We start from the raw sequence: 13,433 nt of genomic DNA on the forward strand, positions 1-13,433 counted from the left end.
ATTGCAGGCACGTACACGCCGTTAACCCTTGGCATCCTTCGTGGTGCATTCGGCTGGACGCTCTTCGGGGTTATTTGGGGTCTTGCCGCAGCCGGTGTAGTGCTGAAGGCATTCTATAAAACCGCACATCCCATTCTTTCCACCTGCCTTTATCTGCTGATGGGGTGGCTTCTCGTGATTGCGGTCAAGCCTTTGTTTGCCGGGATGCCTGAAAAGGGGCTATTCTTATTGATTGCGGGCGGCTTGTCGTATACCACCGGTGTCGCATTTTTTGCGATCGATTCGCGAGTGCCATACGGCCACCTGATCTGGCATCTATTTGTTCTCACCGGCACCACCTGCCATTATTTCTTAATCCTTTGGTATGCAGTCTAGGCGAAAAAGCGGCATTGTGCTGCCGGACATGAAGAAAAAAACAGGCTGATCATATCGGCCAGATGTACTGAAGGCGACAGGCAACCCATGTCCATTTCCACAGAAGCGCCTCAAGGCACGAAGCAGGGCAAGCCCAAAAACAAGACAGCAGATGCCGGGACCGGCGGCCGGCCGGCGAAACTGTCGCTGACCGCCCTGGGCATGGTTTTCGGGGGTATCGACACCAGTCCGATATACGCATTCGGGAGGGCTTTCACGGTGAATACGGTATTGCCGTAAGCTCCCGGAGAGACAGGCCTGTCCAGATCTGAACGATTCACATCGCAGCCGCAAGTCAGACGCGTCAAATTATCATCCCCCAAAAAAATCGATGGTCACCTATCATTTACAACCCATAACACCAACAAGCATGCAAAAGAGTCATATATGACCATCGGTTAAACCTGACCCTTTATATGTCGCTGCCAATGGCATTCCCACCGGGCTCTTTTTGAATCAATTTAAATAATTATCCTTAAAAGCCAAGAGGATAGCTGCCGTTGTGCCGGGTATTGGCAATCCAGGCATAGAAATTGAAATATAAACAATCAGAATCACGTAAAATCAACTCAAACCGAAACCAAACAGGAGGAACACCATGAAATCAAGCACGAAAGACAACATGGAAGGCAAGATGCATCAGGCCAAAGGCAAAATTAAGGAGACCGTTGGAAAAGCAGTCGGGAATCCTGATCTGGAGGCCGAAGGCAAGGTCGAGAATTTAGAAGGCAAAATCCAGGAAAAGATCGGTGATGTCAAGAAAGTTGTGGGCCAATAGCAGCGTTATTTTTGAATCCTCGAAAAATTGGAACCGGACATCACAGACTTATCTCCCTTGACTTCTCAGGCATAGATTTCCAACTATCGATTTTTTCGGCGCTTCTCTCCAACACAGCCGGCCGGGGCTTGGAATACCGGCTTCACGGGCTTCCGATCCGGTGCAATGATTTCCTGCCGCGGCCCTGATACCGCCGTCGGCCGGCTCGCATCAGGGCCGGACGGAGACCCATCAAAACCAACCGAAAGGAGAACCCAATGTTGTGGACGATTGCCGTAATACTGTTAATCCTGTGGCTTCTGGGTCTTGTGAGCAGTTACACGATGGGAGGCTTTATCCATGTTTTGCTGGTGATCGCCGTTATCGTAGTGCTGCTCAATATCATTCGGGGCCGGAGAGTCCTGTAGCCACCAAAGCTCATAGACACGCAATTTAAGATAAAGGCACATAATAATATGAAAATATTCACAAATCTTGCCATCATACTGATTGCTGCCGGGATCGTGGCCTTTGGGTATCAAGGGATCGCCGATACGACCAGAGAAAAGGTCGTCGATCTCGGGTCTCTGCAGATGACGGCGGAGGAGACCGGAATGTTTCCGTCGCCGCCGATGGTTGGAGGGATTGTGTTTTTGTGCTACATCGGGCTGCTGACCAAGGGAAGGAACAAGAGCTGAACAGATCAGCAGAGGAAAAGAATGGGACAATACAATCTGAACCGCATCTTCAATCCGCGCCATGTTGCAGTGGTGGGCGCCGGTGAAAAAGCTGGAAGTATTGGTAATGCGCTGATGAGAAACCTGATTGACGGCGGGTTTCCCGGCACATTGCTGCCGGTGAACCCGAGATATAAAACCATCCACGGGCATACATCCGTCGGATCGGTTTCCGCCTTGGAAACAGGTGTGGACCTTGCGATTATCGCCACCCCGATTCACAGCGTTGTCGATATCGTGAGCGAATGCGTCGAAAAAAAGGTCGGCGGTGCTGTTGTGATTTCGGCGGGGGGAAAAGAGACCGGTGAACAGGGCCGGGAGATAGAAGAAAGGATTCAGCGGATAGCTTACGCCGGGGGGCTTCGTATCATAGGGCCGAACTGCCTGGGCATCATCCGGACCGGCGCGAACCTCAACGCCAGTTTTGCGTCCGAAATGCCCGTGACCGGAAATCTGGCCTTTGTATCCCAGAGCGGCGCCATTTGCACGGCGATTCTTGATCTGGCGCTCAAGGAGCGCATCGGCTTCAGCCATTTTGTCAGCATCGGCTCCATGCTGGACGTCGACTTTGGAGATACAATCGATTATCTCGGAAATGATTCCTCGGCAAAAAGCATTCTACTGTACATCGAAAGCCTGACGAATTTCCGCAAATTCATGAGCGCCGCCCGCTCGGTGTCCCGGGTCAAACCCATCATCGTTCTGAAATCCGGCAGGAGCCCCGACGGTTCAAAGGCCGCCGCATCCCATACGGGCGCCATGGCCGGAGAAGATGCCGTATATGACGCTGCTTTCAAGCGCGCCGGCATCGTGCGCGTGGACACCATCGAAGAGCTGTTCGACTGCGCGGAGCTGATGGCGAAGCAACCGCGGCCGAGCGGCTCCCGGCTGGCGATCCTCACCAATGGCGGGGGGCCGGGCGTTATGGCCGCGGACACGTTCGCCCGGTACGGTCAGAAGCTTGCGCCCCTTGATCCTGAGACCCTGCAGGCCCTCGATGCGTTCCTCCCGCCCTTCTGGAGCCGGGGTAACCCCATCGACATTCTCGGTGATGCCTCCGCGGAGCGATTCTGCCGTGCCCTGGAGGTCTGCTTCAACTCGAAAAACCTGGACGGGATGCTTGTTATCCTTGCGCCCCAGGCCCTTACGGACCCCATTTCTTTGGCCGAGCGCCTGGCCGCCGTCATGAAAGCGCGCCGGTATCCGGTGGTTGCCTGCTGGATGGGCGGAAAAAGCATTGGAAAGGCCGTTGAAATTTTGAATGAAGCGGGGATCCCGACCTACGATACGCCGGAACGGGCGGTGAGAGCTTTTCTGTATATGGTTGAACATGCCAGAAACTTAGAAATGATTTTGGAAATTCCACCGAAAATGACCAGAGATTTGGTGTTCAATCCGGAGAAAGCCCGAAAGCTGCTTTCCGAGGCGCCCGTGGGGGAATTTATGCCGGAATCCGATTCCAGGGAACTGCTCATGGCATACGGCCTGCCCGTGATCAGGACGGAAATCGCGAAGACCGGGGCACTGGCTTCAAGTATCGGCCGGGAAATGGGGTACCCGCTGGTCATGAAAATTCATTCCCCGGACATCCCTCATAAGACCGATGCGGGCGGCGTTCGGCTGGATTTGCGCTGTGATGCGGATGTTTGCGAAGCCTACAACCAGATCATATCATCGGCGCGGGAATACAAACCCGATGCCCGGATGGAGGGGGTAACGATTCAGCCTTATTTTTCAAACCCGGATTTTGAAATTCTGATGGGGGGCAAACGGGATCCCAGTTTCGGTCCGGTGATTCTGTTCGGGATGGGCGGCATTTTCACCGAAGTATTGAAAGATCGGGCTTTGGGGCTTCCCCCCATGAACCGATTGCTTGCCCGGCGGCTCATGCAGGAAACCAAGGCATACGCTCTGCTGCAGGGATACCGGAACCGCCCCGCTGCCGACATGGAGCGGCTCGAAGAAATGATTGTCCGGCTCTCCCAGCTCCTGATCGATTTCCCCGAAATTGCCGAGCTGGACATGAATCCCGTCCTGATCAAGGACGGCAATCCCGTCGCGGTCGATGCCCGGATACTCGTTTCACCGATTGGGGTGCCTTCCTCCCTGCATCTGGTGATCGGCCCCTATCCGGAAGAGGAAGAGTCCCATATGGTCGGGGTTGATGGGCGCCGAATATTTATCCGGCCCGTCAAGCCCGAGGACGCCCCACTTTTTACGGCGTTGTTCAAGACACTCTCCCCGACTACGATTTATCATCGTTTTTTCGGTTCGTTAAAGGAATTGAACCCCGAGATGCTGGCCCGGTTCACCCAGATCGATTATGATCGGGAGATTGCGCTCGTTGCCCTGGATGAAGATATGGATGAAGATTCAGAAACCGACAGCATGCTGGGGGTTGCCAGAATCATCGGAGACCCGGACGGAAAGACGGGTGAATTCGCCGTTCTGGTGGGTGATGCCTGGCAAGGCAGGGGCATTGGTTCGAACCTGCTGAAAAAGTGCCTGTCCATCGCCGAAAAACGCGGCTTCAAAACGGTACACGGCATCGTGCTGAATGAGAACAGGAACATGCTTGCGCTGGGAAAAAAGCTCGGGTTTGAAGCAAAAAGAGACGCCGGAGACAACCGGCTGGTCATTCATTTCGGAGGAAACAACCCATCTTGTTAAGTGAAAAAATCCAAAACGTATTTCCGCAGGCCGGCGAGATCCCCGAAACCCTTTTAAACGGGGTTCCCTGCATTCAGACCGGCTATCTCGTAAACGGTGAGATTCGGATCTGGGACGGTCCGCGCCAGGAGGTGCTTTCGCCCGTCCAGGTGGCGGACGACACCGGCCCGAAGCCTTTATTCGTTGGCGAATATCCGCTGCTGACGGAAGCGGAAGCGCTTGAGGCTCTTGATGCGGCGGTTGCCGCCTATGATCATGGGCGGGGGGTGTGGCCTACCCTCTCCGTGTCCGAGCGGATTGATCACATGGAGCGGTTCGTTTTCCGAATGATTGAAGAAAAGGACCGGGTCGTGCGGTTTCTGATGTGGGAGGTCGGTAAATCGCTCCGGGATTCGGAAAAGGAATTCGACCGGACCGTTCAATACATTAACGATACCCTCTCCGCGCTGAAAGATCTGGATCGCATTTCTTCCCGGTTCACCATGGAGGAGGGGATCATCGGCCAGATTCGGCGCGCTCCCATGGGCGTCGTGCTCTGCATGGGACCGTTCAATTATCCGCTCAACGAGACATTTACCACGCTGATTCCGGCGCTTGTCATGGGAAACACCGTGATCCTGAAGCCGCCCAAGCACGGTGCGCTTCTCTATGCACCGCTTCTGGCGGCCTTTCGCGAGGGTTTCCCGAAAGGCGTCATCAACGTCATCTATGGTGAGGGGAGAAAAGTGATACCCCCGCTCATGGCATCCGGCAAGATCAACGTGCTGGCGCTGATCGGCTCGAGCAAAACGGCGAATGCCTTGAAAAAACTGCACCCCAGCCCCAATCGTCTTCGCTGCGTCCTGGGGTTGGAGGCCAAGAATCCGGCCATTGTGCTGAAAGACGCCGATCTTGATCTGGCCGTAAAGGAATGCGTTCTCGGTTGCCTCTCCTTTAACGGGCAGCGGTGCACGGCCCTGAAGATTCTCTTTGTGGAAGCCGGCATCGCGGATGCGTTTCTCGAACGCTTTGCCGCGGCCGTCACCGCCCTGTCCTTTGGGATGCCATGGATAGAAGGGGTTTTCGTGACGCCGGTCGCGGAAAAAGGCAAGACGGATTACCTGGGAGAACTGGTGTCGGACGCCGTCGCGAACGGCGCACGGATCGTCAATCCTGCTGGGGGGAGCGTTTGCGGCAGTTTCTTTTTTCCCGCCGTACTGTATCCGGTTCACCCCAACATGCGGGTCTATTATGAAGAGCAGTTCGGACCGGTGATTCCCATCCTGCCCTTCGACAAGATCGATGAGCCCATCGCGTATATGATCCAATCGAGCTACGGCCAGCAGGTCAGCATCTTCGGAAGCGATCCGGACCAGATTGCACGGTTGATAGACCCCCTGGTAAACCAGGTCTGCCGGGTCAATATCAACAGCCAGTGCCAGCGGGGACCGGATACGTTTCCCTTCACGGGACGAAAGGATTCCGCTGAAGGAACCCTTTCCGTATCCGACGCCTTGCGGGTTTTTTCCATTCGAACACTGGTTGCCGCCAAGCAGACGGAGTTGAACAGGCAGATCATCACCCGCATCGTTCGGGATCATACAAGCAAATTTCTGGCGACCGACTTTATTTTGTAGAGAGAATGGTATATAAAACCGTATATGTCGCATAATGGCGGTGCAGTCATGATGACGCTGGTTCTCCTCAGACACGGTGAGCGCATCTGGAACAAAAAAACCGGTTCACGGGCTGGACGGATGCAGGCCTGTCAGAAAAAGGAATCCAGGAAGCCCGGCAGGGGAAAGGCATGGCGATGCGTCAGGCGGCGCTGCTGTTTGAAAAAACAGGAGAGATGTTCCGGGGAAGGATGGGGGGCGGACACCATAACAAACAGGAAGAAAGATAGATCGGAGGCGGCCATCACGCCGGGTGATACCGGGGCAATCGAGACCCAGGAGTGCGTCGCAGCATCAGCCGAGTCGCAGGAGACGGTCGAAAGCACCAGCGCATATTTTCCCATCGTCGGCATCGGGGCCTCAGCCGGGGGGCTGGCGGCCTTCGAGGCTTTTTTTTCCGGCATGCCTGCAGACACCGATCCAGGCATGGCTTTCATACTGGTGCAACACCTTGCCCCGGACCACAAAAGCATCCTCACAAACCTCGTCCAGCGCTACACCCGCATGCAGGTCTTCGAGGTGGAGGACGGGATGACTGTACGCCCCAACTGCACCTACATCATCCCGCCGGGCCGGGACATGGCTTTTCTGGGCGGCGCTCTCCAACTGCTGGAGCCTTCCGCTCCCCGAGGCCGGCGGATGCCCATCGACTTTTTCTTTCGGTCTCTGGCCCAGGATCAGCGCGAGCGAGCCATCGGTATTGTGCTTTCGGGAACCGGCAGCGACGGCATGCTCGGCGTTCGGGCCATCAAGGGCGAGGGCGGAATGGTTATGGCCCAGAATCCTGCTTCAACCGCGTACGACGGCATGCCGCGCAGCGCCCTTGCCACAGGCCTGGTGGACTATGAGCTTCCGCCGGCCGAGATGCCCGCCCAGCTTATCGCCTATGCGGCCCACGCTTTCGGAATACCCCGCAGCCCTGCCATTGCCTTGCCGCCCAAAGTCGAAAACGCGCTGAAGAAGATATTTATCCTGCTCCGCGCCCATACGGGCCACGACTTCAGCCAGTACAAGCCAAGCACCGTCAATCGACGCATTGAGCGCCGCATGTCCATCCACCAGATCGAAACCATGGACGGGTACGTGAAGTTTTTGCAGCAGACACCGAACGAGGTGGAAGCCCTGTTTCGTGACATGCTGATCGGGGTCACGAGCTTCTTTCGCGATCCGGCCGCCTTCAAGGCCGTCCAGGAGCAGATCATCCCAAAGCTCTTTTCCGGGAAATCTTCAAACTGCGCGATCCGCGTCTGGTCGGCAGGCTGCTCCACCGGCGAGGAGGCCTATTCCCTTGCCATCCTGCTGGCAGAGCTTCAGGAAAAGCTGAAACAAAGCTTCAAGGTGCAGATATTTGCCACCGATATTGACAGCCATTCGATTGTCACGGCCCGCGCCGGCCTCTACCCGGCCAGCATCGACGCCGACATCTCACCGGAACGGCTGGCACGCTTTTTTTCGGTGGAGCACGACGGCAATTTCTACCGCATCCGTAAAAACATCCGCGACATGTTGGTCTTTTCCGAACAAAACGTGATCAGAGACCCGCCGTTTTCCAAGATAGACCTGATCAGTTGTCGCAATCTGATGATCTATATGGGCGCTGAGTTGCAAAAAAAAATCATTCCTCTATTTCACTATGCGCTGAACCCATGCGGATTTCTCTTCCTGGGCACCTCTGAGACCGTGGGGGAGTTCGGCCATCTGTTTACTACCCTGGACCGCATATCGAAGCTGTACCAGCGCAGGGAGGATTTCCACCCTACAGGACCGTATCGATTTCTGCCGCCCATGACGGAGGCGGCAACGCCGCTTCCGCCGGCAACGCCCAAGTCGGCCTATCCCGGGAAACCGTCGCTGCGCGAATTGACCGAAAAGGCGCTGTTGCGGCATGTCGCCCCGGTCGCCGCGCTCGTCAACGGCGACGGCGACATTCTATATCTCCACGGCCGCACCGGTTTGTACCTAGAACCGGCTCCTGGCGAGACCGGCGTCAACAATATACTGAAGATGGCGCGCGAAGGATTGCGCCGCGAGCTGGCCACGGCCATTCGCAAAGTCGTCGCCGGTGAGGAGGTCGTGCGCTGCCCGAACCTGCGCGTCAAAACCAACGGTGACGTCACGGCAACCAATCTGACGGTTCGTACCGTGCCTCTCGGGATGCCGGCGGTTCATGCGGGGGCCTCCGAGGCGCCACTGATGCTGGTCATACTGGAGCAGGGCTTACCCCTGGAGAGAGGCGAAGACGCTTTGACGGTGCTTTCCGCGACCGAGGCCGTCGCCGGTATCGAAGCAGGCGACGAAGCGCATGCCCTCATCGATTCATTGCGGCAGGAGCTGCAGGCCAAGGAGGAGTACCTCCAGACCGCCAGTGAGGAGCTGAAAACCACCAACGAAGAGCTCAAATCCTCCAATGAGGAAATGCAGTCGGTGAACGAAGAATTGCAGTCCACCAACGAGGAGCTGGAAACCTCCAAGGAGGAGCTGGTGTCGATGAACGAGGAGCTCTCCACGGTCAATGCCGAACTGCAGACCAAGGTTGCGGACCTCTCCCGGGCCAACAACGACATGAACAACCTTCTGAGCGGCACCGGTATCGCCACCGTCTTTGTGGATCAAAGCCTGCGCATCCTGCGCTTTACCCCCACCGCCACCCGGATCATCAACCTGATCCACAGCGACATCGGGCGGCCCGTCGGCCACATCGTCTCCAACTTGACTGGCTACGACGCGCTGCCGGCGGACACGCAAGAGGTGCTGGACACCCTCGTGCCCAAAGAGGTGGAAGTGCAGACCCGGGCCGGGGTGTGGCACACCATGCGCATCCTGCCCTACCGAACGCTCGATAACGTGATCGAAGGAGCGGTGATCACCTTCGTGGACATCAGTTCGGCAAAGCAGGCTCAGGAAGCACTGCACGAGGCGCACATCCGGGTGACCGAGGCCATTGTCGCCACGGTGCACGAACCGCTGTTGATGCTGGATGCCGACCTGCGGATCATCGCGGCCAGTCGCTCATTTCACAGCATCTTCCGGGCAGCGCCGGACAGCGCAACTGGTCGATTCCTATACGATTTTGGCAACCACCTGTGGGATATTCCGGTATTGCGGAACCTGCTGGAAACGATTCTGGCCCGGGGTTCGGTGTTCAACAATTATATACTGTCGCACGAGTTTGAAGCGATCGGCCTGCGCACCATCCGGATCAACGCCCGCATGGTCAGCGAGGCCGGCCGGCCCAGATTTATTCTGCTGGCGATGGCGGACATCACCGAACCCAAAAATGAAGGAAATGCACCATGACCGGCAAGGGCAAACTGCCCGACAGCGCGGCCGCGCTTCGCAAACGGGCCGAAGACAGCGCCCGGCAAGATGCCGCTCAAGCATCGGAAGACCTCCTGCCCCTGTCGCCCGAAGAAAACCGACGGATCCTGAACGAGCTGCGGGTTCACCAGATCGAACTGGAGATGCAGAACGAAGAGCTGCGCCACGCCCAGTCGGAACTGGACGCCTCCCGGGCGCGGTATTTTAGCCTGTACGACCTTGCACCGGTGGGCTATTGCACCCTCTCTGAAAAGGGACGGATACTGGAGGCCAACCTCACCGCCGCCACATTGCTGAATGTAGCCCGGGGCACGCTGGTCGGGCAGTCGATCACCCGATTCATACACAAAGAGGACCAGGACATCCACTACCTGCACGGCAAACAACTCTTTGAGGTTCATTCAGCAATTTTGCAGGGTCAGGTGCAGGCCGGCATAGAGCAAACCGTTGAACGGCAGGCGTATGAACTGCGGATGGTGAGAAACGACGGGACATCCTTCTGGGCGCATCTGGCGGCGACCGTGGCGCAGGATGAAGCCGGCTCACCCGTATGCCGCGTTGTGATGGACGACATCACCGATCGCAGAAGGATGGAGGAGGCGCTGCAAAACGCCCATGACACGCTCGAACATCAGGTCGAGGAGCGAACGGCCGAGCTTGCCGCGGCCATGCAGGCGGCGGAAAAAGGAAGACTGAACGCTGAAGCCGCCCTTGTAGAGATACAGAAGCTGAAAGATCAGCTGGAAGCGGAAAAAGCCTATTTGATCGAAGAAATTAAACTGGAAAACAACCATGAAAACATTATCGGTCAGAGTGACGGGATTAAATTCGTTATCTCTCAGGTCGAACAAATCGCCGGCCGCGAAACCACCGTATTGGTTCTGGGCGAGACGGGAACCGGCAAGGAGCTGGTTGTCCGGGCCATTCACGGCTTGAGTCTGCGCAAAAACCGGGTTCTGGCGAAAGTGAATTGCGCCGCGCTCCACGCAAACCTGATCGAAAGCGAATTGTTCGGCCATGAAAAAGGCGCTTTCACCGGTTCTCATACCAGACGCCTCGGGCGATTTGAGGTTGCCCGCGGCGCAACCCTTTTTCTGGACGAAATCGGCGAATTGCCGATGAATTTACAGGCAAAGCTGCTCAGAGTGCTCCAGGACGGCGAGTTTGAACGGCTGGGCGGCTCCAGCACCATCAAGGTGGATGTACGGATTATTGCAGCCACAAATCGTGATCTGGAAGAGGAAGTCCGAAAGGGCCGTTTCCGGGAAGATCTCTGGTACCGGTTAAATGTTTTTCCGATTACCATTCCGCCGCTTCGCGATCGCATGGAAGACATCCCGCTTCTTGTCGATTTCTACGTCCAAAAGATCTCCAAAAGAATGGGCAAGACCATTGAAATGATTCCGGCGAGCGCAATGCGTGCGTTGCAGCATTATCACTGGCCTGGAAATATCCGGGAGCTGGAAAATGTCCTGGAACGCGCCGTGATCAACTCGTCGGGAACAAAACTGCGTCTGGCGGATGAACTCAAGAACCCGCCCACGGGGCCAGGCATCCGCCAAAAAACCCTGGAAGCGGTTGAGCGCGACCATATTGTCCAGACACTTGAGCGTACCCGTTGGAAGCTCGCTGGAAAAAACAGCGCGGCCGAAATCCTCGGGATCGACCCCGGCGCTTTACGAGCACGTATGCGCGAACTCGACATCCGGAAAAAATAATTTCCCATCCCGTCAATCGAGTGTCTCCCGCATTCTCCGCACCACACATTGGCGTTGAGACGCCAATTTCATCATCATGCCGGGATATGCCAACGCCTCCCAACGATACCGGATCGTCGGAATAAAAAGACATATATGACCACTGGTTAAATATAACCTTTTTGCGCAGATGCCAGGGGCGACGCCGAAAATGCTTTTGTTCATTTATTTTCATATAATATCGATTCTATATGTTGCATGCCCCCGTGTATTGGAAACCTGGCATATAAATTGTATTGTTATAGCGGACTGAACAAGAAGCATCCACGCGGACGACGGGTATGTCGTATCGCTCGGTGGCCGTAAGGATCAGTTTGGCCATTCGAGTCTCCTTTTCGCTGATTCCCGCTGTTGAAGATGAAAACCCGTGCACGCAGCACAGGTTGCTCAATATTTTGAGATGGTTTGTTAGGTTTTCAAACTCCGGCGCCGCTTATCGCCGCGATCGTTGTACCAGAGGTGCCCTTTCTGATCCCCAACTATTGGGATCTCAGATTTTGGCAATCATTCAAATTCTGAAGGAGTCCGGGCAATCGGATGCCGTTCCTTCAGCGGAAAGATCATCCAGGATCCAGACAATGAGCGATAAAAAAATCATTTCAAACCGGTTGAACAAGTTGCGTCGGCAGGCGGAGGAAAAAGCCGACAGGATGACTGAAGACCTGGAAGCACTGTCGCCTTCAGAAACACGACAGATGCTGCACGAGCTGCGGGTTCATCAGATCGAACTGGAGATGCAGAACGAGGAACTGCGCCTGGCGCAGGCGGAACTGGATGCAGCGCGGGCGCGCTATTTCGACCTTTACGACCTGGCGCCGGTTGGCTATTGCACGCTCAACGAGCAAATGCATATCCTGGAAGCCAACCTCACCGCCGCCACCCTTTTGGGCGTGGACAGAGGCGCACTGGTCAACCAGCCGATCACCCGATTCATCTACAAGGACGACCAGGACATCTGCTACCTGCAGCGTAAAAATCTCTTTGAGATCGATCCGGCAAATTCATGGCAAGCCAATGAATCGCGGACATGCGAACTGCGTATGCTGAAAAAGGACGGATCACCATTATGGGTGCGGCTGGAAGCAGCTCCCGCGATAGACACCGACGGCGCGCCCGTGTGTCGCGTCCTGATCAGCGACATTACCGACAGCAAGCGGGTTGAAGTGGAAACGGCGGAACTCGAAGCCCGGAAACGGCAGATCCAGAAGACCGAAAGCCTTGGCCTCATGGCTGGGGCCGTTGCCCACCATTTCAACAATCAGCTTCAGGTGGTGACTGGAAACATTGAGCTGACCATCATGAACCTGCCGCCGGGATCAGATGCGGTTACCGGCCTTACCGAGGCGATGAACGCCGCCCATAGAGCGACTGAAATGAGCCGTCTGATGTTGACCTATCTGGGGCAGAGGCCCGGCAGGCATGAACCCATAGACCTTTCCGAAACCTGCCGCCGAAGCCTGGCGCTGCTTCAGGCCGCAGCGCCGAAAGGTACACTCCTTAAAGCCGATCTTCCCTCTTTAGGTCCGGTCATTCGTGCGAACCCAGGCCAGATTCATCATATTCTGACCAATCTGGTCACCAATGCCTGGGAATCCGCCGATGGGAACGGACAAGGTATTTACCTCACCATCAAAACCGTTTCTCAGGCGAATATGCTCGCATCAAAGCGTTTTCCCCTCGACTGGCAGCCTCGATCCCTTCCCTACGCCTGCCTGGAGGTTTCGGATGAGGGCTGCGGTATCGCTAAAAAGGATTGCGAGAAGATCTTCGATCCGTTTTTCTCCACCAAGTTCATTGGTCGCGGTCTGGGTTTATCCGTGGTTCTTGGAATTGTAAAGGCACACCACGGGGCTGTCACGGTGGAGAGTGAACCGAAGCGGGGGAGCATCTTCCGGGTCTTTTTCCCGGTATCGGTTGAAGAAGTCCCCCTGAATCCGGAACAAAGAGCCTGATGATCAGATGGAAAGCGGCGGACCGGTGCTGCCGGCCGCATACAACAAAGGAGGATAAGGAATGGCTGAAAGAGAGCATCCCGGCAACGGAAAGGAAGCGTTTATCGAACGCAGTTCCGAAGAGATACGTCAGGACATCGCAAAAGAAAAGGATGAGATTTCCCAGAAAGTCG

Annotated in this window: 10 protein-coding genes; all 10 read left to right on the forward strand. The window is 55.9% G+C overall.

Annotation, left to right across the window (positions count from 1 at the left end):
- On the forward strand, positions 1-375 hold a 375-nt coding region (gene trhA / locus AB7S84_RS12930), incomplete at its 5' end, for a PAQR family membrane homeostasis protein TrhA (RefSeq protein WP_428154885.1).
- An 87-nt stretch (positions 376-462) separates the two neighbouring features.
- A complete protein-coding gene (locus AB7S84_RS12935; RefSeq protein ID WP_020876733.1) occupies positions 463-654 on the forward strand; it encodes a hypothetical protein in 192 nt (63 codons plus the stop codon).
- 358 nt (positions 655-1,012) lie between these two features.
- Positions 1,013-1,192, forward strand: coding sequence for a CsbD family protein (locus AB7S84_RS12940; protein ID WP_020876732.1), 180 nt, complete (start codon positions 1,013-1,015; stop codon positions 1,190-1,192).
- 257 nt (positions 1,193-1,449) lie between these two features.
- Positions 1,450-1,599: a lmo0937 family membrane protein gene (locus AB7S84_RS12945; protein ID WP_020876731.1), complete on the forward strand. Its 150-nt coding sequence runs from the start codon at positions 1,450-1,452 to the stop codon at positions 1,597-1,599.
- Positions 1,600-1,647: 48 nt separating this feature from the next.
- A complete protein-coding gene (locus AB7S84_RS12950; RefSeq protein ID WP_020876730.1) occupies positions 1,648-1,869 on the forward strand; it encodes a hypothetical protein in 222 nt (73 codons plus the stop codon).
- Positions 1,870-1,890: 21 nt separating this feature from the next.
- Positions 1,891-4,578, forward strand: coding sequence for a GNAT family N-acetyltransferase (locus AB7S84_RS12955; protein ID WP_020876729.1), 2,688 nt, complete (start codon positions 1,891-1,893; stop codon positions 4,576-4,578).
- Positions 4,572-6,194 (forward strand): NADP-dependent glyceraldehyde-3-phosphate dehydrogenase, encoded by a 1,623-nt coding sequence (locus AB7S84_RS12960; RefSeq protein ID WP_020876728.1) that lies wholly within the window; start codon positions 4,572-4,574, stop codon positions 6,192-6,194. The genes AB7S84_RS12955 and AB7S84_RS12960 overlap by 7 nt, the downstream gene beginning before the upstream one ends.
- A gap of 198 nt (positions 6,195-6,392) precedes the next feature.
- Positions 6,393-9,530, forward strand: a complete 3,138-nt coding sequence (locus tag AB7S84_RS12965) for a chemotaxis protein CheB (protein WP_428154889.1) — start codon at positions 6,393-6,395, stop codon at positions 9,528-9,530.
- Positions 9,527-11,269: a sigma 54-interacting transcriptional regulator gene (locus AB7S84_RS12970; RefSeq protein WP_020876726.1), complete on the forward strand. Its 1,743-nt coding sequence runs from the start codon at positions 9,527-9,529 to the stop codon at positions 11,267-11,269. The genes AB7S84_RS12965 and AB7S84_RS12970 overlap by 4 nt, the downstream gene beginning before the upstream one ends.
- Positions 11,270-11,886: 617 nt before the next feature.
- Positions 11,887-13,260: a two-component system sensor histidine kinase NtrB gene (locus tag AB7S84_RS12975; protein WP_020876724.1), complete on the forward strand. Its 1,374-nt coding sequence runs from the start codon at positions 11,887-11,889 to the stop codon at positions 13,258-13,260.
- Positions 13,261-13,433: the final 173 nt, after the last annotated feature.

Source organism: Desulfococcus sp., from assembly GCF_050178255.1.
Classification (GTDB): Bacteria; Desulfobacterota; Desulfobacteria; order Desulfobacterales; family Desulfococcaceae; genus Desulfococcus; species Desulfococcus multivorans.